General features: G+C 69.2%; 21 protein-coding genes and 1 tRNA gene. 21 read left to right on the top strand and 1 reads right to left on the bottom strand.

What is annotated here, in order from left to right; genetic code table 11:
* Nucleotides 1-149: 149 nt before the first annotated feature.
* The 3 genes from ACFE87_RS15780 to ACFE87_RS15770 are packed head-to-tail and all read left to right on the top strand — an operon-like array spanning nt 150 to nt 4,216.
* Nucleotides 150-1,568: a UDP-glucose dehydrogenase family protein gene (locus tag ACFE87_RS15780; RefSeq protein WP_375460605.1), complete on the top strand. Its 1,419-nt coding sequence runs from the start codon at nt 150-152 to the stop codon at nt 1,566-1,568.
* A 52-nt stretch (nt 1,569-1,620) separates the two neighbouring features.
* Nucleotides 1,621-2,496, top strand: coding sequence for an ATP-binding cassette domain-containing protein (locus tag ACFE87_RS15775; RefSeq protein WP_375460604.1), 876 nt, complete (start codon nt 1,621-1,623; stop codon nt 2,494-2,496).
* The gene (locus ACFE87_RS15770; protein WP_375460603.1) at nt 2,489-4,216 is read left to right on the top strand and encodes a hypothetical protein; all 1,728 of its coding nucleotides are present in this window, start codon (nt 2,489-2,491) and stop codon (nt 4,214-4,216) included. The genes ACFE87_RS15775 and ACFE87_RS15770 overlap by 8 nt, the downstream gene beginning before the upstream one ends.
* 32 nt (nt 4,217-4,248) lie before the next feature.
* Here ACFE87_RS15770 and ACFE87_RS15765 read toward each other — a convergent pair whose 3' ends face one another.
* Nucleotides 4,249-5,565, bottom strand: a complete 1,317-nt coding sequence (locus ACFE87_RS15765; RefSeq protein ID WP_375460602.1) for a hypothetical protein — start codon at nt 5,563-5,565, stop codon at nt 4,249-4,251.
* Nucleotides 5,566-5,647: 82 nt separating this feature from the next.
* Here ACFE87_RS15765 and ACFE87_RS15760 point away from each other — a divergent pair, with 82 nt between their 5' ends.
* From ACFE87_RS15760 to ACFE87_RS15675, 18 genes are all read left to right on the top strand, one after another.
* The gene (locus ACFE87_RS15760) at nt 5,648-6,019 is read left to right on the top strand and encodes an SET domain-containing protein (protein WP_375460601.1); all 372 of its coding nucleotides are present in this window, start codon (nt 5,648-5,650) and stop codon (nt 6,017-6,019) included.
* 104 nt (nt 6,020-6,123) lie between these two features.
* A complete protein-coding gene (locus tag ACFE87_RS15755) occupies nt 6,124-7,317 on the top strand; it encodes an inositol-3-phosphate synthase (RefSeq protein WP_375460600.1) in 1,194 nt (397 codons plus the stop codon).
* 5 nt (nt 7,318-7,322) lie between these two features.
* Nucleotides 7,323-8,213, top strand: a complete 891-nt coding sequence (locus ACFE87_RS15750) for a hypothetical protein (RefSeq protein WP_375460599.1) — start codon at nt 7,323-7,325, stop codon at nt 8,211-8,213.
* A complete protein-coding gene (locus ACFE87_RS15745; RefSeq protein WP_375460598.1) occupies nt 8,210-9,343 on the top strand; it encodes a class I SAM-dependent methyltransferase in 1,134 nt (377 codons plus the stop codon). The genes ACFE87_RS15750 and ACFE87_RS15745 overlap by 4 nt, the downstream gene beginning before the upstream one ends.
* Entirely contained in the window at nt 9,343-10,356 is a 1,014-nt protein-coding gene (locus ACFE87_RS15740; protein ID WP_375460597.1) for a Gfo/Idh/MocA family protein, read from the top strand. The genes ACFE87_RS15745 and ACFE87_RS15740 overlap by 1 nt, the downstream gene beginning before the upstream one ends.
* Nucleotides 10,353-11,867, top strand: a complete 1,515-nt coding sequence (locus ACFE87_RS15735; RefSeq protein WP_375460596.1) for a YcaO-like family protein — start codon at nt 10,353-10,355, stop codon at nt 11,865-11,867. The genes ACFE87_RS15740 and ACFE87_RS15735 overlap by 4 nt, the downstream gene beginning before the upstream one ends.
* Nucleotides 11,864-12,694: a sugar phosphate isomerase/epimerase family protein gene (locus ACFE87_RS15730; protein WP_375460595.1), complete on the top strand. Its 831-nt coding sequence runs from the start codon at nt 11,864-11,866 to the stop codon at nt 12,692-12,694. Before ACFE87_RS15735 ends, ACFE87_RS15730 begins: the two co-directional genes overlap by 4 nt.
* A gap of 148 nt (nt 12,695-12,842) precedes the next feature.
* Nucleotides 12,843-14,069 (top strand): glycosyltransferase family 4 protein, encoded by a 1,227-nt coding sequence (locus tag ACFE87_RS15725; RefSeq protein ID WP_375460594.1) that lies wholly within the window; start codon nt 12,843-12,845, stop codon nt 14,067-14,069.
* Nucleotides 14,066-14,848 carry a PIG-L deacetylase family protein gene (locus ACFE87_RS15720; RefSeq protein WP_375460593.1) on the top strand — a complete coding sequence of 261 codons (783 nt, stop codon included), beginning with the start codon at nt 14,066-14,068 and terminating at the stop codon, nt 14,846-14,848. Before ACFE87_RS15725 ends, ACFE87_RS15720 begins: the two co-directional genes overlap by 4 nt.
* A complete protein-coding gene (locus tag ACFE87_RS15715) occupies nt 14,841-15,467 on the top strand; it encodes a uracil-DNA glycosylase family protein (protein ID WP_375460592.1) in 627 nt (208 codons plus the stop codon). The genes ACFE87_RS15720 and ACFE87_RS15715 overlap by 8 nt, the downstream gene beginning before the upstream one ends.
* Nucleotides 15,464-16,363 (top strand): MBL fold metallo-hydrolase, encoded by a 900-nt coding sequence (locus tag ACFE87_RS15710; RefSeq protein WP_375460591.1) that lies wholly within the window; start codon nt 15,464-15,466, stop codon nt 16,361-16,363. Before ACFE87_RS15715 ends, ACFE87_RS15710 begins: the two co-directional genes overlap by 4 nt.
* A gap of 195 nt (nt 16,364-16,558) precedes the next feature.
* Nucleotides 16,559-16,648, top strand: a tRNA-Ser gene (locus ACFE87_RS15705).
* Between the two features lie 146 nt (nt 16,649-16,794).
* Nucleotides 16,795-18,006 (top strand): tyrosine-type recombinase/integrase, encoded by a 1,212-nt coding sequence (locus ACFE87_RS15700; protein ID WP_375460590.1) that lies wholly within the window; start codon nt 16,795-16,797, stop codon nt 18,004-18,006.
* Nucleotides 18,006-18,668: a hypothetical protein gene (locus ACFE87_RS15695; RefSeq protein ID WP_375460589.1), complete on the top strand. Its 663-nt coding sequence runs from the start codon at nt 18,006-18,008 to the stop codon at nt 18,666-18,668. Before ACFE87_RS15700 ends, ACFE87_RS15695 begins: the two co-directional genes overlap by 1 nt.
* Before the next feature lie 113 nt (nt 18,669-18,781).
* On the top strand, nt 18,782-19,033 hold the full coding sequence (locus tag ACFE87_RS15690) for a helix-turn-helix domain-containing protein (protein ID WP_375460588.1): 252 nt from the start codon (nt 18,782-18,784) through the stop codon (nt 19,031-19,033).
* A 135-nt stretch (nt 19,034-19,168) separates the two neighbouring features.
* The gene (locus ACFE87_RS15685) at nt 19,169-19,384 is read left to right on the top strand and encodes a hypothetical protein (RefSeq protein WP_375460587.1); all 216 of its coding nucleotides are present in this window, start codon (nt 19,169-19,171) and stop codon (nt 19,382-19,384) included.
* Complete coding sequence (locus tag ACFE87_RS15680) at nt 19,384-19,962, top strand: hypothetical protein (RefSeq protein WP_375460586.1); 579 nt, start codon at nt 19,384-19,386, stop codon at nt 19,960-19,962. Before ACFE87_RS15685 ends, ACFE87_RS15680 begins: the two co-directional genes overlap by 1 nt.
* A complete protein-coding gene (locus tag ACFE87_RS15675) occupies nt 19,959-21,374 on the top strand; it encodes a phage/plasmid primase, P4 family (protein WP_375460585.1) in 1,416 nt (471 codons plus the stop codon). The genes ACFE87_RS15680 and ACFE87_RS15675 overlap by 4 nt, the downstream gene beginning before the upstream one ends.
* Nucleotides 21,375-21,475: the final 101 nt, after the last annotated feature.

Genomic DNA, 21,475 nt, shown 5'->3' with positions numbered 1-21,475 from the left:
GATTCGGCCGCCCGACCTTTCCGGACGGCCCGCCGTCTCTCCCTGAGGCTCGTCCTCCCGCGCTCCTGTGCTAAGGAGCCGCCGCCCCGGCCGACCGGGGCTGCGGGGCCGCCGTCACGGCGTGCTCTGCGAAGCGGGACGGGAATCGTATGCGCATCGCCATGATCGGGTCCGGGTATGTGGGCCTCGTGTCGGGGGCCTGCTTCTCCGATTTCGGGCACGAGGTCGCCTGTATCGACAAGGATGAAGCCAAGGTCGCGGCGCTGAAACGCGGCGAGCTGCCGATCTACGAGCCCGGGCTCGAGGGGCTGGTCGCCGAGAACGTGCGCCAGAAGCGGCTCTCCTTCGGCACCGATCTGCGGTCTGCCGTCCGGCAGGCCGACGCCGTCTTCATCGCGGTCGGGACGCCCACCCGCCGCGGCGACGGCGAGGCCGACCTCTCCTATGTCTACCAGGCGGCCCGGGAGATCGCCGAGGAGCTCTCCGGCTTCACGGTCGTGGTCACGAAATCCACCGTGCCGGTCGGCACGGGAGACGAGGTCGAGCGCATCATCCGGGCAGCCCGCCCCGATGCCCGGGTTGCCGTCGTCTCGAACCCCGAATTCCTCCGCGAGGGCGCCGCGATCGACGATTTCAAGCGGCCGGACCGGATCGTGGTCGGGACCGACGATCCCGAAGCGATCGCGGTCATGCGGGAGCTCTATCGCCCGCTCAGCCTGAACCAGCCGCCCCTCCTCGTCATGGGGCGCCGCACGGCCGAACTCACCAAATACGCCGCGAACGCCTTTCTCGCGACGAAAATCACCTTCATCAACGAGATCGCGGATCTCTGCGAGAAGGTCGGCGCCGACGTGCAGGACGTCGCCCGCGGCATGGGGCTCGACAACCGTATCGGCTCGAAATTCCTCCATGCCGGCCCGGGCTTCGGCGGATCCTGCTTCCCGAAGGACACGCTCGCCCTCTGCAAGACCGCCCGCCAGCACGACGCGCCGATCCGCATCGTCGAGACGGTCGTGTCGGTGAACGAGGAGCGCAAGCGCGCGATGGCCGGAAAGGTCGCGACCGCCTGCGGCGGCTCGGTCCGGGGCAAGCGCGTGGCGCTCCTGGGGCTGACCTTCAAGCCCAATACCGACGACATGCGCGACGCCCCCTCGATCCCGCTTATCGCGGAGTTGCAGGCCGGCGGGGCCCTTGTCCGGGCTTTCGACCCGCAGGGGATGGACAGCGCGCGCCAAATCCTGACCGGGATCGACTACGCGGACGACCCCTATGCCTGCGCCGTCGGCGCCGACGCCCTCGTCATCGTCACCGAATGGGACATGTTCCGCGCCCTCGATCTCAACCGCATCCGGGACGCCATGGCGGCTCCGGTGGTGGTCGACCTGCGCAACGTCTATCGCCCGGCCGAAATGCGCCACCGCGGCTTCGTCTACCTTTCGGTCGGTCAATTCGATGGCGGGATCGCGCCCGTGCCCCGAGACCCTGTCCGGGCATCGGATGCCCGACCGCGCCCGAACTCGAGCGTGACGGCGCGGGGCCCGGAGAAGGCTCTCGTCCCCCAACCCTGACGGCGAACCGGCGGAGCGGGCCGGAACCAAGAGCCGACCGCGGAGCACGGGAATGCTGCACGTTCGGGAACTCGGGCTCGTCTACCCGGACGGAACGCGAGCGCTCGCCGGGGTGACGCTCGAGGCGGGACCCGGCGTCCTCGGGCTTCTCGGCCCGAACGGAGCCGGGAAGTCGAGCCTGATGCGCGTGCTCGCGACCCTGCAGGAACCGAGTGCGGGGTCGGTGCGCTTCGGCGAGGTCGATGCGTTGCGGGAGCCCGAGCGGTGGCGCCGCAGCCTCGGCTACCTGCCCCAGGAATTCGGGGTCTATCCGGGCGTGACCACGCGCGAGATGCTGGACCATATGGCCGTGCTGAAGGGCATCCGGGAGCGGTCGAGCCGACGGGACGTGGTCGACGCGCTCCTCTCGCGCGTGAATCTCTGGGAAGCGCGCGACCGCGTCCTTGCAACCCTGTCCGGCGGCATGCGGCGGCGCTTCGGGGTCGCGCAGGCGCTGATCGGCGATCCCGGCCTTCTCCTCCTCGACGAGCCGAGCGCCGGTCTCGACCCGGCGGAGCGCCACCGGCTTCTCGACCTCGTGGCCGAGGCCGGCGACCGCGCGGTCGTGCTTCTGTCGACGCATCTCGTGGACGAGGCCGCCGCGATCTGCCCGCGCGTCGTCCTTCTCGCGGGCGGGCGAGTCCGGCTGGACGGGACGCCCGCCGATCTCACCTCGGCGCTTCGCGGGCGGGTGTGGCGCCGGGCAACGGAGCGAGGTGACGCGCCGGCAGCCCAGGCGGGCCTTGCCGTGATCTCGGCCCGGCTCTCGGGGGGCCGCACCGTCCTGCGCGTCCTAGCCAAGGAGCGGCCGGCGGAGAGCTGGGAGCCGGCCGAGCCCTCGCTCGACGACGTCTACCTGACCACCGTCACCGATGCCGGGCATGGTTGAAGGTCGCCCCGGCATTGGCCCGTTCCGCCTCGCGGGCGCGGTTGCCTGGTTCGAGATGCGGCTCCAGCTCCGCTCGCCCGTCTTCCTCATCGTCGTCGCCATTGCCGGGCTGATGGTCGTGGGCTCGCTCACGGTGGAGCGGTTGCAGGTCGGACCGCTGCGGCCGGGCAGCAAGACCGGGGTCGAGGCGGTGCTCTTCGTCCACCTCGTCTGGAGCCAGTTCTTCCTGTTCACCGCCGCCGCCTTCGGTGCCCAGGCTGCCTTGCGGGACGAGGAGACCGATTTCGGGCCGATCGTCGCCGCCACCGCCGCCCCGCGCCCGGCGCTCGCGGCCGGGCGGCTCGGGGGAGCTTTGGCCGTCGTGCTGCTCAGCTTCCTGAGCGTTCCGGCCGCGGTCGTGCTGGCGCCCTTTGCCCCGATCGCGGATCCGCTCGCCGCGCCGGACGCGCACGCGGTCGCTTTCGGCCTGTTCGTGCTGGCGATCCCGAACCTGGTTCTCGCGACCGCCACCTTCCTTTCGGTCGCGACGATCCTGCGCTCGGCGATGGCCGCCTATCTGGGCGCTGTCGCCCTTCTCGCGCTCTACGGCCTGGGATCGGGGAAAACCGGCGATCCGGGCTGGTTGGTCGCGATCCTCGACCCCTTCGGCTCGGCCGCGATCCAGCACGCGACGGTGGGCTGGACAGAGACGCAGCGTGCCACTGCCCTCCCATCGGTCGACGGAGCACTCGCCCTCAACCGCCTGCTGTGGTTCGGCGTCGCGTGCGCCGCTGCCTTGTTCGGCACCCTGTGGCGGCCGAAGCCCTGCCCTGTCGGGCCGAAACCGCACGAGAATGGTCGTCCTGCGCCCGCGCCTCGGCCTCCCGCTGTCGAGAGACGCTTCGGCCTGAGGACAACCGTGGGGCAGTTCCTGGCGCGGACCCGTCTCGAATTCGGGCTCGTGAGGCGGAGCCCGTTCCTGGCCGTTCTTCTCCTGCTCGGGGTTGCGAATGTCGCGGGCGCGATGGCCCAACTGCCGCCCGATGCGACCCGGGCCGACGCGTTGGCCCGGGTCGACGAGGCCTTCCGGCTCGTGCCGATCGTCGTCGGGCTGTTCTGGGCCGGCGAGCTGGTCTGGGGCGAGCGCGACCTCGGGGTCGCCGGGCTCGTCGGCGCCTGCCCGGTCCCGAACTGGGCCCTTCTCCTGCCGAAGGTGCTGACGCTGCTGCTGGTCCTGTCCGCGAGCCTCGGCTCGGCCGCGCTCGCGGCCGCCGTGCTGGAGGCCTGGTGGACGGGCCTCGTGGCGCCCTCTGCGTGGCTCCTCGGCTTCGCCCTCCCGCGCGCCTGGGATGCCGGGCTGCTCGCCATATTGGCGGTGTTCCTCCAGGCGGCGGCGCCCGGAAAACTCGCCGGCTTCGGCCTGATGGTGCTCTACCTCATCTCGGCCCTGGCGCTCGAGACGATGGGCTTCCACGGCGACCTCTACCGCTATGGCGGCGGCAGCGGCTCTCTGGGTCTCGATCAGGCGGGAAGCCCGCACGCCTTCGCGGTCCGGGCCTATTGGGGCGCGGCGGCCGTCCTGCTGCTGCTCGGGTCGCAGCTCATGGTCGGGCGGGGGTCGGAAACCGGACTCCGGACGAGGCTCCGACGCGCATACCGCGACGTCGTCCCCGCCCAGGTCGTGCTCGGGCTCGCGGCGGCCGGCATCATGGTCCTGCTCGCTCACATTCTCGCCGGCTGAGCCGTCCAGCCTTCACGGAAGCCGGCGCGTGGCTAGCGCGCTCCCTGCGGCAGCCATCCGGCGTCCACCAGCCGCTGCAAGTCGCCACCGAGGAGCTTGTCACCGATGTCGTGGCGATATCGGACATTCGGCACCACCATGCGGTTCGCGAGCGCGTAGGCGCTGGACTTCGCCGCCTCGACGGTCGCTCCCGTGCCGGTCACGACGGCCGTCCAGCCGTGATAGCCAGCCGTCACGAGCTGCCCGTCCACCGTCCCGACCTCGCCGAAATGCAGGCCGGACCGGTCCGCCTCGGAGAGTTCGCCCTCGAAGACGATCGGCAGCCCAACCGGTTCGTCGACATAGCGCCGGATGAAGGGGAAGGGGCGCGTTGTCATCACGACGCCGACCGAGAAGCCCGGCCGCACCTCGATCCTGTCGGTCGACTGCGTGACGAGGTTTTGGAACAGCTCCGCCCAGCCGATCGCCTGGAGAGGTTCCAGCACCGCGAAACCCGGGTAGCCGAAGCGGCAGGTGAATTCGAGCGGCCAGATCCCCTCCCCGTTCACGATCGTGTTGAGGTTCACATAGCCCTGGTATCCACCCTCCCGGAGCCGGGTTTCCATCCGGGCGAGCGTCGCGTCGAAGAAGCGGTCCGTGCCCTCGAAGGTCGCGACGGTTCCCATCTCGCCGACGAACTCGCCGAGATCGCCCGGGAAGAAGCGCTTGTGCTCCCAGTCCAGGCATGCGGGTCGAAGGAAGCGCGCCCCGTCGAAATAGGCGCCGACACCGATCTCGATGCCATCGAGATGCTCCATGAGGATGAGGCTCGTGTCCTCGCCCGCAAGCTGGCGCGCCTGCGCCGCCAGCACGGCCCGAAGATCGCGCCCGTCATCGAGCCGGCCGACATAGGTGCCGGCAGCTCCCAGGCCCGGCCCGTTCAGCTTCGAGACGTATCGGCCCGGCTGTGACTCGACGAACCAGACGGCATCGGGAATCCGGTCGAAATGCCAGACCTTCGCCGTGCTGAAGCCGAGTTCGGTCAGCACGGCCTGGGCAAAGGCCCGATCATTCTCGAGCCGATCGCCGTAGGCGCTGCCGCCGATGACGTGGAACCCCTCAGCCCGGAGCGATTCTTGCAATCGCCCCCGGTCGTGGGCAACGTTCTCGAAGAGGATGATGCCGTCCGCGCCGGCACCGCGGATCCAGTCGAGTTCCGCCCGCCAATCCGCCGTATGCGGCACCATGCCGGCCAGGACATCTTGGCAGAGCGGCTCCGTGATCGAGACGCGGACCTCGTGCCCCTCCTCGACCAGCCTCAGGTAGATAGCTGCCAGATCGCAGGTGTCGCCGATGCCGAGAAATCTCATTCCGTCACCCCGGTTCCCTCACCCGTTCGTGCCTCATCAGGCGCAGCTTTGATCCGGGCGCGGCAGGGTCTAAGACGTGGCCATGTTGCTGGTTCCGACGCGCGTCGCCCCGAGCCCGATCCAGGGGCTCGGCCTGTTTGCGGACGTGGATCTGCCGGAAGGAGCCGAAATCTGGCGGTTCGCGGAAGGCTTCGATCTCCTGCTGCGGCCGGAGACTTTTTCCGCGCTCCCTGACGCTTTTCGCACGTTTCTCGATACATACGGCTATACGCCCCAGGCCTTTCCGGGTCGGATCGTGCTGTCCTGCGACCACGCGAAGTTCATGAACCACGCCGAGGATCCGAACACCGTCGGCCGGGACCTATCCAGTTTCGCCCGGCGTCCGATCCGCCTCGGCGAGGAGCTGACATGCGATTATCGAGAGGTCTGCGCCGGGTGGCCGGGCTTCTCCTGACAGCGGGGCTACTTCACGAAAATGTCATCTCGGCTCGGGTGTCCAAACCGCATGTCGAACATTGTTAGCACCGGGCCGCGCATGGCCCGCAGCAGGACAGGTCCATGATGAATTCCGAAGGGCAGCGGCTGGGAGTCGCCGTTGTCGGCCTGGGCGGTGCCGTCTCGACGACCGCGATTGCCGGGCTCGAGCTCATCAAGTCGGGAATGAACCGATTGGACGGCCTGCCGCTCGCCGACCTGTCGGTTCCGGGGCTGACGAACTATCGCGACATCGTCTTCGGCGGTTGGGACGTCCACGGTGACGATCTCGGCTCGGCGGCAGAGACGCACGGCGTTCTCCCCAAGGGCCTCGTCATGGACGGGGCCGCGGCGCTCACCACGATGCGGCCCTGGAAGGCGGTCGCCAGCGACCGCTTCTGCCGCAACGTCGATGGCGGCCATAAATTTATTGCCAAGGGGCATCGCGACGCCGTCGACCGCATTGCGGGCGACCTCCAGCGCTTCAAGAGCGAGAGCGGCGTCGATCGGGTGGTCGTGCTGAACCTCGCCTCGACGGAACGCTGGCCCGACCTCTCGGCCGAGACCTTCTCGTCGATCGACGCCTTCGAGCGCGGCCTCGACCGCGACGACGAGGCGATCGGCCCGGCCATGCTCTACGCCTATGCGGCGGTCGCGAACGGCTATCCCTACGGCAACTTCACGCCGAGCGTCGCGGCCGATGTGCCGGCGATCAAGGATCTGGCCGCCAAACTCAACGTTCCGGTGGCCGGCAAGGACGGCAAGACCGGCCAGACGATGATGAAGACCGTGATCGCGCCTGCGCTCCGGTCCCGCGCTCTCCATGTCGACGGCTGGTTCTCGACGAACATCCTCGGCAACCGCGACGGCCTTGCGCTCGACGACCCAGATTCGCTGGAATCGAAGCTGAACACCAAGGGCTCGGTGCTCGACCAGATGCTCGGCTACACGGTCGAGGACCACATCGTCGACATCAAGTACTACCGGCCCCGCGGCGACGACAAGGAGGCCTGGGACAATATCGACGTCACCGGCTTCCTCGGCCAGCGCATGCAGATCAAGATCAACTTCCTGTGCAAGGATTCCATCCTGGCCGCGCCGCTCGCGATCGAGATCGCGCGTGTCCTCGGCCTCGCCCAGAAGCGCGGCGACGGCGGCGTGCAGGAGCAGCTGTCCTTCTTCTTCAAGGCCCCGATGACGCGGCCCGGCAACGGCCCGATCCATGCCTTCCACGCGCAGGAAGAAATGCTGCTGAATTGGCTCGGCGCCCGGGCCTAGCGTTTATGCGCGCAGCGTTGGTTCCGCTTCTGCGGGAGATCGGCGACCTCAAACGCGTGACATCGGCGGGCAGGCCGGGCTCGATCGCGGAGCGTGCCTTCCGGCGGGGATGGACCACTCTCACAGCCGGAATTCCGGCCGAGGATGTCGCCCTAGAGACGACGGCCGGTTGCCTCGCGGCGACGCGGCTCGGCGACCTGGACCTGGCCTCGCTGGCCCATCTCGGCGTCTCAGCCGTCGAGGTCGCGGCCATGGAGCGGGCGGCGCTCGCCGAATTCGGCAACCTGCTCTCCTCTGCCCTGGCCGACAGGCTCGCCGAGGCCTGCGGCCGGCGCGCCTCCTTCGACGATCAGGGCCCGGACGTTTCCTTCGTGGCCCGTCTCGCGGCGCAACCGAGGGCTGGCGCGACCTGCCCCGGCAAGCCCCGGATCGTGCTCGGGCCGGCCGAGAACCATGCCGAGCATTGCGCGATCGTGGCGGTCTATGCCGTCCTTCTCGCCGAGCCCGAAGCGGATCTCGGCACCGTCTTCCTGGCCTCCCTCGCTCACCACCTGCATAACGCGGCGATGCCGGATGCCGGCTTCACGGGCGAGATGCTGCTCGGTCAGCATCTCGAGCCCGTGATCGAGCGGGCGACGGAGCAGGCTCTCGCGGAACTCCCGACCGACCTCCGGGGGCGCGTGGTCGCCGCCCGGACGGTGCTGCGGGATGCGGACACGCCCGAGGGCCGCGCCTTTCATGCGGGCGACGTCCTCGACCGCGTCCTCGAGATCGAGCAGCACCTCGCCCGCTCGCGGGTCACCATGGACGACATCCTGGGCGACATGGCGCTGGTCCATGACGGACCGGTGAAATCCTTCCACGACCGGGTGCTGGCCGAGATGGGGCTCGGGTGAACGGGCTCGTATCGCCGGTGAGCGGGGAGCGTTTGCGGCCGGACGGGCCCGATCTCCTGACGGACGGCGCCGCGCGCTGGCCTATCCTCGACGGCATCCCCTACCTCCGCACCGGGCGCGAGACGCTCGTCGCAGAAGCGGTCCGTCGTATCGAGAGCGGCGACCGGGAGGCTGCGCTGGTCTTGCTCCTCGCCGACCAGGACGATTGGTGGGACGGACCCGCCCCGTCCGAGGCCGATCTCCGTCGCCTCGTCCGGGAGCGCGACGCGCTCACGCTGCGGGAGGCGATGGGGCTCCTCGCCTTCGGCCGGGTCGGGGACTATTTCGCCCATCGCTGGAGTGACCCGACCTACCTGGCGGGCCTCGCGCTGCTCGACGCGCATTGGACCGAACCGGCCAGCGCCTTCGAACTCGCCTGCGGCATCGGGCATTACCTCCGCGACCTCAGCCTGCGCGGAGTCAGGGTCGCGGGTGGGGACGTCGTCTTCGCCAAGCTCTGGCTCGCGCGCCACTGGGTCGCCCCGGAGGCGGCGCTCGTCTGTTTCGACGCCCGCTCGCCCTGGCCGTTGGCAGCGAGGCGCTACGACCTCGCGCTCTGCCAGGACGCCTTCTATTTCCTGGAGCCGAAGGCCGAGATCCTCGCCCGGTTGCGGACGCTCGTGTCGCCCCACGGAACTCTCGCCGTCGGCCATGTCCACAGCCGCGAGGCGGCGAACATGTCGGCCGGATCCGGCATGAGCGCGACCGAGATTGAGGCCGCCTTTCCAGACGCGACGATCTACGACGATGCCGAACTGACCGTCGCGGCTACCGAGGGCCGGGCGCCGGTCCCCAGGCCCGCGACCGATCTCCGGGCCGTGGAGGCCTTCTCGCTCGTCGAAAGCCGTACCGACGCGCCGCGCCGGGCGGACGGGCCGCTCTGCCGTCCGATCACTGAGGCAACCCTGCGGCCGAACCCGCTCTACGCGGAGATGCCGGGCGGGGATCGGGCGGTCGCCTGGCCGTCGGACCGCTACCGGGCGGAATACGCGCCCCGCGCCACCTACCGGCCCCGCGTCGCGGGACCGCTCGTGCCGAATCCCGACGCCGTCCGCCGGCGCGAGTTCCTCGACCTCCCGGCGCGGTGGTGATGACGCAGCATCGTCCCGTCCGGTGGGGGATCTTCGGCTTCGGCTGGGTCGCCCAGGATTATATGGCGCCCGCGATCGCGGCCGCCGGAGACATCCTGGTCGCCGTCGCCGATCCCGATCCGCGCTCACGACAGCGGGCCGAGGGGTTGGGCGTTCGCGCCTACCCGGACGAGGCCGCCCTCCTCGCCGACCCCGAGATCGAGGCGATCTACGTCGCGACGCCGAATCATCTCCACGCCGATGCCGTGGTTCGGATCGCGGCGGCCGGCAAGGCGGTGCTCTGCGAGAAGCCGATGGCGGCCTCGCTCGCCGATGCCGAACGCATGCTGGCCGCCTGCCGGGGGGTCGGCATCCTCTACGGCACCGCCTTCGACCAGCGCCACCACCCCGCCCACCGAGCCATGCGCGACGGGATCCGGTCCGGCCGGATCGGGCGTCCGACCGTGATCCGCATCGTCTACGCCTGCTGGGTCGGATGCGAGTGGTCGGACCCTGATGGCCGCGAGAATTGGCGCGTCGATCCGGCGAAGGCCGGCGGGGGCGCCCTCATCGACCTCGCCCCGCACGGGATCGATCTCGCCGAATACCTCCTCGGCGAACCGCTCGCGCGCGTCGCGGCGATGACCCAGCGGCGGGTGCAGGATTATCCGGTGGACGACGGCGCGGTCATCGTCGGGACCACGGCATCCGGCATCCTGGCCAACCTGCACGTGGCTTATAACTGCCCGGAAGCCCTGCCCCGGCGGCGCCTTGAGGTCGTTGGGTCGACCGCGATGCTGTCGGCAGAGAACACGATGGGGCAGACCGGAGGAGGAAGCGTGACGCTGATCGACGGGCTGACCGGCGCGCGGGAGGCCATGCACGTGCCGGATGCGGAGGTCTCCCCCTTCACCGGCCAGGTCCTCGCCTTCTCGGCCGCTTTGCGCTCGGGCGAGTGGAGAGCCTTCTCGGGCGAGCGCGATCTAGGCACGATGCGGCTAATCGCGCAGGCTTATGCGAGTGCCGGCGCATGAGGCGGATCGAGGGATTGCCCGCGGACCTGCCGGATGCGGCCCATGCCTATCTCGCGGCCCTGCCGCCGGGCCGGATCGTCGGCTTCCCGCTCGCGCCGCTCGACCGGACCGGCGTCCCGGCCTGGAAGACCGCCCTCTTCCTGGATGATGCCGAGAGCCTGCCCGGCAACATGCCGTCCGGCTACGGCTACGGCCCGACTGATGGCGACGCGATCGTCGGCGCCTTGGCCGAGATAGCCGAGGCGATCCTGCCCACCCTGGCCTTGCGCGGGCGTCCCTACCGGACCGGCTCCTATGCTGACCTCGCCCGCGAGGTCGGCTTCGGCGGGATCGCCGACCCGCTCACCCTCTGCCTGCCGGCCGGTAGCCCGGTCGGGCGGGACACGCCCCTCGCCTGGACGGCGGCCCGCCGCGCCCGCACCGGCGAGAGCGTCCTCGTGCCGCTCGACCTCGCCGCGACCGATCCGGCCGAGTTGCCGCCGGGCTACCAGCCCTTCACGACCCTCATCACGAACGGCCTCGGCGCCGGCCCGGACCGCGACTGGGCGGCCGGCCATGGCCTTCTCGAATGCCTGCAGCGGGACGGCAACGGGCTCGTCTTCCGGGCCCTGGACCAGGGCGTTCTCCTCGATCTCTCCACCGGGGTCGAACCGCGCACGCGCGCCCTGCTCGACCGGCTCGACGGGCTCGGCATCGAGGTGATGCCGAAATTCGCGACCGACGCCTTCGGCATGGCGAATGTCTACGTCGTCGGCCACGATCGCGACGGTTTCGGTCCGCGCGTCCCGATCATGCTGTCGGCCTGCGGCGAGGCCTGCGATCCGGATCGCGACCGGGCGCTCTACAAGGCCCTCCTCGAATTCTGCTCGGCCCGCGTCCGCAAGACCTACGGCCATGGTCCCCTGTCCGAAGCCTATTCCGTCGCGCCGCCGGGCTATGTCGACGACTTCCTGGCCCGGGCCGAGGCGAGCCTCGACCAGGAGGAAAGCCGGGCGCTCCGGGCCATGATGGACTGGGCCGGGATGGACGGCGCCGACCTGCGCGGCCACCTCGCCGGCAGCGTCCTCTCGCGTCGCAGGTCCATCCCGTTCGAAACCCTGCCCCGCCGCCCGGGCGGCGACACGCGCGACCGGGGCCGCTTCGCCCGCGAGGCGCTCGAGTTGGAGGGATTCGACGTCCTCGTCGTCGACCTGTCCCCGCCCGACGCTCCCGTCGCGGTCGCGAAGGTGATCGTGCCCGGGCTCGAGGTCGAGACGATGAGCTATTGCCGGATCGGCGAGCGCAACGCCCGCAAGCTGATCGAGCGCGATTCCCCGCTGATCCGCTTCGGCCAGGAGAGCGAGACGCGCCGCCCCGTCCGCCTCACCCCGAAGGCCCTCGACCGGTTCGGGGGCCGCCAGCCGCTCCTCGACACGGCCGAAGTGGACCGCGTCGTCGGCCCGCTTTACCCTCTCTACCGGGAGCCCGAAGCCCACCATGTCGGCTACCGGCTCGGGCGCGCCGCCGCATGAGCCTCCGCTTCGCCTACAACACGAACGGGACCGCCAGCCACCGGCTCGACGACGCACTCGTCCTGATGAGCGAGGCCGGCTACCACGGCGTTGCGCTGACGCTCGACGTCAATCATTTCGACCCCTTCGCGCCCGATTGGGAGGCCGCCGCCCGGCGCCTGGCCGGGCGCCTGTCGGAACTCGGGCTCGGCTCGGTGATCGAGACGGGCGCACGTTACCTTCTCGATCCCCGCGCCAAGCACGAGCCAACCTTGGTCACGGCCTCGTCGGAAGGGCGCGCCCGCCGGGTTGCCTTTCTTGAGCGCGCGATCGATGTGGGAGCGATCCTTGGCTCGGAAGCCGTGTCCTTCTGGGCCGGCATCCCGAAGCCGGGAGTCGACCGGGACGAGGCGCGCCGATGGCTGCAGGACGGTCTCGCCGTGGTCACGGTCCATGCCGAGCGGACCGGCGTCACCGTGGCGCTCGAGCCCGAGCCCGGCATGCTGATCGAGACTGTCGACGATTACGCAGCCGTGGCGGCTGGCCTGCCAGCCCTGACCCTCGCGCTCGACCTCGGGCATCTGATCGTCACGGGCGAGCGCGACCCGGCCCAGGCCGTGCATGAATTCGCCGGCCGTATCGGGACCGTCTCCATCGAGGACATGAAGCGCGGCGAACATGTCCACCTCGCCTTCGGCGAGGGCGACATGGACGTGCCGGTCGTCCTCGATGCCCTGGAGGCGATCCGCTTCCCACGCCTTGTTTGCGTCGAGCTCTCGCGCGAGTCCCACCGGGCCGACACGATGATCCCGGCCGCCATCCGCTATCTGCGGGAGTGCCGGGGGTGAGGGCATCCACCCACCTCCTCATCCTGAGGTGCCCGGCGGAGCCGGGCCTCGAAGGACGCACAGCTTGCGCGTACTTCGAGGCTCGCCTTGTCGGGCGAGCACCTCAGCATGAGGAGGGAGGAGTTCCGACGAGGCGAGTGGCGTCCTGATGCGCATTTGCTTCGTCTCGCGGCGTTACTTCCCGGCCATCTCGGGCATGAGCGTTTACGCGCAGAATTTCCTGCGCGAGCTGGTCGCGGCCGGGCACGACGTCACGATGATCAGCCAGTATCGCGGCGACCCGCTCGGCACGCGGGTCTATGGCGGCGGACCGCCGCCCGCGGTGCCGGGCGTGCGGGTCATCGGCCTGGAGCAGGTCGGCGAGCAGGAGGGCGGCGACTTCGAGCGCGACGTCGACACGATCGTCGACACGATCGCGGCCGAGCATGGGCGCGCGCCCTTCGACATCCTGCACGCGCAATACGGTTACCCGACCGGCTGGGCCGTGCTCCTCGCCTCCCAGCGCCTCGGCGTGCCGAATGTCGTCTCGATCCAGGGCGGCGACGGACACTGGGTCGGCTCCTGCTGCGAGACGCACCGGCTCGCCATGACCCGTGTCCTCGACCATGCCGGGGCAGTACTGATCGGCGGCGAGAGCTTCGTCGACGAGGTCGCCGGACGGCTCGGCACGGCGCGGGAGCGCTTCACGATCGTGCCGGGCGCCGTCGACACGGCGCGCTTCCATCCTGCCGACGGTGGCGCAGCGGGGCCGGCCGACGGACCTCTCCGCATCTTCTACCATGGCCGGGTCGACCGCCGGAAAGGCGCCCTCGACTTCATCGACGCGCTCGCTCTTCTGCGCGAGCGCGGGATCGAGGTGGCCGCGACCGTGTCGGGCATCGGGCCCGATCTCGATGCCTCGCGCGTCCGCGCCGCCGAGCACAATCTCGAGAGCGTGCGCTTCAGCGGCTATGCCGCTTACGACACCGTGCCAAGCCTCTACCGCGAGGCCGACATCTTCGCCTCGCCGACCTATGCGGAGGGGTTTTCCAACACCGTGCTTGAAGCGATGGCCTCCGGCCTCGCCATCGCCTCCTGCCGCTCGGTCGGCATCGTGGATTGCCTGCGCGACGGCGACAACGCGATCCTGACCGAGGCCGGCGACATCGCCGCCCATGCCGATGCGCTGGAGCGGCTCGTCACCGACCCGGCTCTGCGGGCCCGGCTCTCGGGCGCGGCGTTGGCCGAATGCCGCGCCACCTATTCCTGGGAGGTCGTCGCGCGGCAGATCATGGCGATCTACGGCCGGCTCGCCGGCACAGCGCCGGACCTCGGCTTCCCGACCACGCTCCCGCTTACGCCCTGCCGCTTCCGGGCGGAGCCGCATCTCCTGTGACGGAGGCGCCCGGCCCCGTCGCACTCGCGCTGTCGCCGCATCTCGACGACGCGGCCTTCTCATGCGGCGGGACGCTGGCCCTCCTCGCCCGACGCGGCTGGCGCGTCGTGATCGCGACCCTCTTCACGCAGAGCGTGCCGGAGCCGACGGGCTTCGCGCTCGCTTGCCAGCTCGACAAGGGGCTCGGCCCGGAGGTCGACTACATGGCGCTCCGGCGCGACGAGGATGCCCGCTCCTGCGCCGCCCTCGGGGCCGAGCCGGCCTGGCTTCCGTTCCAGGAGGCGCCGCATCGTGGCTACGGCTCCGCACCCGAGCTGTTCGCCGCTTTGCGGGACGACGACGCGGTCGGGCCCGCCCTGACGGCAGCGATCGCCGATCTCGCCGCGCGGCACCGGCCGGCGCTGATCCTCGCGACGCAGGCGATCGGCGGCCATGTCGACCATGTCCAGGTCGTGCGCGCGCTCGACGCTGTCGCGCCCTCCTACCCCATCCTGTGGTGGCGCGACTTCCCCTACAGCGTGAAGGCCGCAGATCGCGAGCCGCTCCGCGAGCGCTTCGCCGGGCTGCCGGAAATTGAAATGACTCTGGACGAGGCTGCCTTGGCCGCGAAACGCGACGCAGCGCTCGCCTACGCGTCGCAGCTCGGCTTCCAGTTCGGCGACGCCGCCGGTTGGGACCGCCTCGCGGCCTCGTCGGACGGACGCGAGCGCTTCCGACTCCAGGGCGCGTGGCTGCTTGATCTGGCGGATCTCGTCTCGCCGATGGCGGCCGATGCCTGACGTCCTCCTCTCCGACCCGGACGAAGTCGTGCGCCGCCGAGCCCTGAGCCGCTCGCCGCATCTCGGGCCGCTGCGGCCCTATCTCGCCGACCTCCGCGCGCGGCACGGCGACGTCCCTGATCCCGATCCGCTGGACGGCGGCGCCGATGCGCGCCTTCTCCTGCTGCTGGAGACGCCCGGGCCGCGCATTCGCCCGACCATGATCGTCTCGCGCGACAACCCTTCCGGCACGGGCCGCAACCTGCGAGCCATGATGGAACGGGCCGGCATCGCCCGACGCGACACCCTGATCTGGAACGCGGTGCCCTGGATCATCCACGCCGAGGGCGCCCGCAACCGGGCGCCGTCACGCGCCGAAAGGCAGGCCGGCATCGCCGAACTGCCGGCGCTTCTCGCCCTCCTGCCGCGCCTCGCCGTCGCCGTCCTGGCCGGCCGCTCGGCAGCAATGGCCGAATCCGCTCTCCGGGCCGCCCGCCTTCCTCTTCCGGTGCTCCTCATGGGCCATCCGAGCCCCACCATCCAATGCACAGACCCGGCCATCCCGGCCCGCTGCGCGGCCGTCCTGGCCGAGGCCGCAGCCATCCTGGCCGATCGGCCCGCCGTCGGAGCCGCCGCGTGAGCCCGGGCTACCTTCCCTTCAAGGACGCGCTCGATCTGCCGGCCTACCTCTGCGACAATTGCGGCTCCTGGCAGCGCCAGTTCGCGCCGCCGCCCGACTGTCCGCTCTGCCTCGACGCCCGCCACGTCGTCCCGCAGACCGGGTGGCGATTCTGGACCGAGGCCGAGGCCCGGGACAACTTTCCGTGCCACTGGGCGGAGGTGGAGCCCGGGATCTGGCGTTACTGGAACGATCCCGTGAACGGGATCGGCCCGTCCGCCTATCTGGTCACGACGCCGGCCGGGAACATGATGTTCGAGGCCTGCTCCGTCTTCAGCGAAGCGGCCCTCGCGCATCTCTCGGCGCTCGGTGGGGTCGACGTCCTGTCCGCCTCGCACCCGCATAGCTACGGGGCGCTCTGGCAGATCCAGGACCGCTTCGATCCGGAATTGGCGCTCCCCGTCGGCGACTTCCTGTGGTCGGCGGCTTTGCGGGTATCATGGCCCTATGACGATCGTCTGGAGCCTCTTCCCGGGCTGGAGCTGCACGTGACCGGCGGTCATTTCGAGGGCCACGCCGTGTTGTTCGACCGCGGCCGCGGCATCCTCTTCTGCGGCGACGCGCTGAAATTCGAGCTCGATTCCGGCGATCCGCGCCGCGCCCGCACCATTTCGGCCCACAAGGCCTTCGTCCGCGGCGTTCCCCTGACCCTGGCCGAACTCCGCCGCTACCGCGAAGTCTTCGCCGCCCTCCCCTTCGGCCAGACCTGGACCCCCTTCGAACAGGCCGCGAATTGCGGCCGGGCCGAGGTCCTGGCCCTCGTCGACGCCATGCTGGCCACCCGCCCGCATGCCGCGCCCGTACCCCTGGACGACCTCGTCCCGACACCCGACCAGCGACCGCCCAGCCTCGCCTGACCGGACGGCGCGTGACCCCGAAAGCCGGCCCGGCAAGAACCCGCAGCGGAAAGAGCACGTCGCGCCGCTTCGCGTTGACGATCCCGCCCGGCAGGCGCTAGAGAAGCGCCCGGACGTTCGGCAGCAACTCGGCGACGGCAAGGAATTCAACCACCCTCGCACTCGTCACAGAATGCGTAAGCTGCCCAACGGCTTGGAGAGGTGGCAGAGCGGTTGAATGCACCGCACTCGAAATGCGGCATGCCTGCAAGGGCATCGGGGGTTCGAATCCCTCCCTCTCCGCCAAATCCCTGTTCCAGATCGTCCCAAGCCGTCCCGCCCTGCCCTGATTGCAGAGGGGAGCACGGGCTCGGCCATGTTGATGTCGTTCCGTATTGTCCTATACAATTCCGGTCAGGCGCTGGGGCTGACGCTGGGGTAGGACGGAGAAGATGGCCCGCGAGATCGACAAGCTGAGCGCTCGGGGGGTCGCGACCGTGACCAAGCCCGGCCGGCATTCCGACGGCGGCGGGCTGTACCTCATCGTCGATCCTGCCGGGGCTAAGCGCTGGCTCTTCATCTATCGCCGGGACGGCAAGCAGAAAGAGATGGGGCTGGGGGGCCTCGGGGCTGTCTCGCTGGCCGAGGCCCGCCGCAAGCGCGACGAGGCCCGCAAGCTCCTGGCCTCTGACCTCGACCCTATCGGTGAGAAGCGCCGGGCTGAAAGCCGGCAGGATGTCGTCACGTTCGGCGCGTTCGTCGATCAGCTCGTGCCTGAGATCGCCAAGGGCTTCCGGAACGCGAAGCATACCGCTCAGTGGTCATCGACGCTGAACACGTATGCCGCCGCGCTGCGCGCCAGACCCATCGACACGATCAAGACCAACGACATCCTTGCGGTGCTCCAACCGATATGGACCACGAAGGCAGAAACCGCGTCTCGCGTCCGCGGCCGAATCGAGCGCGTCTTAGACGCAGCCAGAGCCAAGGGCCTCCGTACGGGCGAGAACCCGGCGCGCTGGCGCGGCCATCTCGACCATCTCCTATCCAAACGGCGCAGGCTCACGCGGGGCCACCATGCCGCCCTGCCATACCCGGAGATGTCAGCGTTCATCGCCGACCTGCGGCAGCGGAAGGCCGTCGCGGCGCTTGCCCTGGAGTTCAGCATCCTGGCCGCCTCCCGTTCAGGCGAAGTGCTGGGGTGCCGCTGGGGTGAGATCGACCGAAATGCCAAGGTTTGGACCGTGCCGGCCGATCGCATGAAGGCCGGGAAAGAGCACCGCGTTCCGTTAACTGAGCGCGCGCTCGAGATCCTGACCGACGTCGAGAAGATTCGGCGTGGCGACTTCGTGTTCCCGAGCCATCGCGCCGACCGGCCGCTGTCGAACATGGCATTCGACGCGCTTCTGACCCGGATGAAGGTTAAGGCTACCCCGCACGGGTTTCGGTCGTCGTTCCGGGATTGGGCGGGCGAAATGACGAGCTTCCCGCGCGAGGTCGCCGAGGCTGCGCTCGCCCACGCAGTCGGCGACGAGACGGAGAGGGCCTATCGTCGTGGCGACGCTCTGGAGAAGCGGCGGACGATGATGGACGCCTGGGCCACGTTCATCGGAGGCAGCGTGACCGCTGATACTAGCAACGTGGTCGAGCTGCGGCGGGCCTAATGTCGACAATCTGGACCGTCGACCAAGCTCTGAAGTGGATCGTCTCGGCCGACGAAGCCTTGGTCGCCGATCAGGGCCAGAGCTGGACTGTTTTATTGACGGGGATCTCGACGATCCCCGCACAAGGTCCGCTTCAAGAGGGTCAGGAATGGTCACCGGACAATCGAGAGTGGATTGATCAGACCTTTAGAATGCCCCCGGACGAGGCCTGGAGGCAGCTGGTCGAGGCTCTGGTCGAGAAAACCCTTCATCCTCTTGATCCGCCCGAAGGCAACCACCGCTTCATTGGCGCGCGCCTTCACCTGACGATCGACGCCGCAGAGGTGATCGACCGGAACGGTGCCCTTATCCGAGGAAAAGCGCCCGGGGGCGTGGCTGCTCCAATTACGTTCCGATCGGCGGATGTGAAGGCGCTATTCCCATTTGACGTTGCGTCCAGCGAGGATCCCGATGCGACTGAAGTGTCGATCGCGATAAAGGAGAAACGGGAGCATCCGATACGCTCCTTCGTCCTTGCACTATGGCCGGAGCGCGACGGGCACCCGCCCACGGGAATGACCCCGCAAGAGCGAGACAACCTGATCATTGATGCAATGAAGTCGGCAAAGCGGAAGCCGCTGCCGTCCCGACGTACTATCCACCGTTTCTTCGGCGGCAGATAATTGGACAAACATGGACAAGCTTGGACATGTCCAAGGTTGTCGAATGTATCCGTCGAGGACCTCTAGTATCTGGTTCTCCGAACGGCATCCCATGCTGTTCCGGAGTGACTTACATGCAGCATCCGAACGTCGCCAGCCCACACATGTCAGGCCTCACGCGCGGCCCTGACCTGGCCAAGCGCCTCTACACCGTCGCCGAGTTCATGGCCGACTACGGCATGAGCCGGACCCGAACCTACGCGGAAATCAACGCAGGCCGTCTGATTGCACGTCGCCTGGGCGGCAGGACGATGATCGCCCGCGACGACGCCGACACATGGCTCGCCGCTCTCCCCGCCCACCAGCCATCCCGGCTGGCCGCCTAACGAAAACCCTCGCCGCCGCCGTAAGGCAGAGCGAGGGCTGATCGTCACGATAATGGTTCTGGCAAGCTCCATATACGCGACGGCGGACCAGCGTTCAATTCCTTTCGGCGGCTCTATTCCTGATGGAGCCCCAAAATGCCTGGTAATCCCTTTCAACGTCATCTCGCGTCCGCCTCTCGCCGGCAGACGGTGTCACCCTCGACGACCGATCTTCGACCGCACCTCGCGGATCGAGACGTTCTGCAGGCGGTCGTAACCCGGCGCCTGGCCATGCGCTTCGGGATCACGGCCCCGCTCGCAGCGACCGTGGCGGCGCTTGCCGGCCTGGGCCCGAACGAGGAGGGCCGGTGATGAGCGTCCGTCACTCCCTCGCTCGGATCACGGGCACGTTTGCCAGCAACTTTGACCTGCTTCCTCGAGAGCGAGGCGACCTGGTCCGGCACGGTGTCGCCGCGACCGCGATCGACACGCCGACCCCCGTTCGGGCCGGCCACGTGGTCTTCGGCGATGACGGCCGGTTCTCGTTCGAGCAGCACGAGCGAAGCCTTTCGGTTCGGAGCGCGCGCGCGTTCCTGTTCCTCATCGAGGACATGCATGGTGAGCCGTCGGACATCGTCGCTTGGCAGCCGGCGCTTTCCCGCGTGGCCTCATGGCGGGGCACCGCTTGGGGCATCGGTCAGTCCGAGGCGTACGCAATGCGAATGGCCGAGCACGACGGCCTGCCTGTCTGGCGCAACCCGCTGGACTGGCTTCGGGCCGGGCGCCGGGGCGTCGTCATCATGCGCCCGCGCCTCGCCGCGGCTTGGTTGAACGATGCCGGCCCGCTCGTGGCCGAGGATTTCGAACATGCCCGGGAGCTTCGGACCGCTCTCACCCGGCCTGCGCCGCGGATACTCGTGCCTGCCGCTCTTCGGAGGCAAGCGGCATGACCGACTATGTCGACCTCGATGACCTCGAACCGGGCGCGGCGTCTTACGACGAAGCACCCCGGCAAGGGGGTGGCCGAAAGGCCGCTCACGACGCTGCGACGGAGGACGCGGCCGCCATCCGGTTTGCGGCAAAGTACGCTGGACGGCTGAGGTTCTGTCACGACACCGGCGCCTGGTTCGGATGGGACAAGGTCGCTTGGCGGCCGAACCGGACGGGGCTCGCGTTCCGTTGGGCGCGCGAACTCGCCCGCGGTCTCGCGGAAGCCGCTCCTGCCAAGGCTCGCGGAACTATCGCTAAGACGTCGTTCGCGGCCGGCGTCGAGCGGTTCTGCCGATCGGATCCAGTGTTCGCGGTTACGGCCGAGTCGTGGGACACGGATCCCTGGCTGCTCGGTACGCCGGCCGGGACGGTCGATCTCAGAACCGGGAAGCTGCGCCGCTCCGATCAGGCCGACGGCATCACAAAGCTGGCCGCCGTGGCGCCCGCGGACGAACCCGATTGCCCGCTCTGGCTCGCCTTTCTGGATCAGGCCACAGGCGGCGACGTCGAGCTGATCCGCTTCCTGCAGCAATGGTGCGGCTACTCCCTCACGGGCAGCACCAGGGAGCACGCGCTCGTTTTCATCTACGGGCCGGGCGGGAACGGAAAGTCCGTGTTCCTGAACGTGCTGTCCTCGATCCTGGGGGACTACGCGACGACGGCGGCGATTGACACGTTTACGGCCTCCGCAGGCGATCGCCACACGACTGACCTCGCGATGCTTAGGGGCGCTCGGCTCGTCACGGCTTCGGAAACCGAGGAAGGCCGGGCTTGGGCGGAGGCCAGGATCAAGCAGCTAACCGGCGGCGACCTCATCACGGCGAGGTTCATGCGGCAAGACAACTTCACCTTCCTGCCGACTTTCAAGCTGACGATTGTCGGCAACCACCAGCCTGCGCTCCGCAACGTGGACGAGGCCGCCCGACGCCGCTTCCGCATCGTCCCGTTCGTCCGCAAGCCGGCCCAGCCCGACGCAACGCTCGAGGACAGGCTTCGGGGCGAGCGGCCAGCCATCCTGCGGTGGATCATCGCCGGCTGCCTCGACTGGCAGGAAAACGGGCTCATCACCCCGGCCAGCGTCGTGTCGGCGACGGACGACTATTTCGTCGAGCAGGATCTCTTCGGCCAGTGGCTCGCCGACGCCTGCGACCTCGATCCCGGGAACGACCACAAATGGGAACAAACCTCGGAGCTGTTCGCCTCTTGGACGGCGTACGCGAAAGCCGCGGGGGACGCACCCGGGAGCACGAAGAGTTTCGCGCCAGCAATGCGCCGCCACGGTATTCGCAAGCATCGGTCGAAAACCGTCCGCGGTTGGGCAGGCATTCGGCTCAGGCAAAAGCAGCCATTCAGCCGGGACGGTGACGGGTGACACATGGTGACACCTGAAAAGGCATCCACCCCATACGCGCACGTACATGTGCACGCACGTGAGGGGAAACCGGAATTTGACGTCACCAAGCGTCACCCGTC

Origin of the sequence: uncultured Enterovirga sp. (genome assembly GCF_964242715.1) — a bacterium.
Taxonomy (GTDB): domain Bacteria; phylum Pseudomonadota; class Alphaproteobacteria; order Rhizobiales; family Beijerinckiaceae; genus Enterovirga.
Note: the sequence above shows the minus strand (reverse complement) of the source record. Positions and strands in the feature narration are given on the sequence as shown.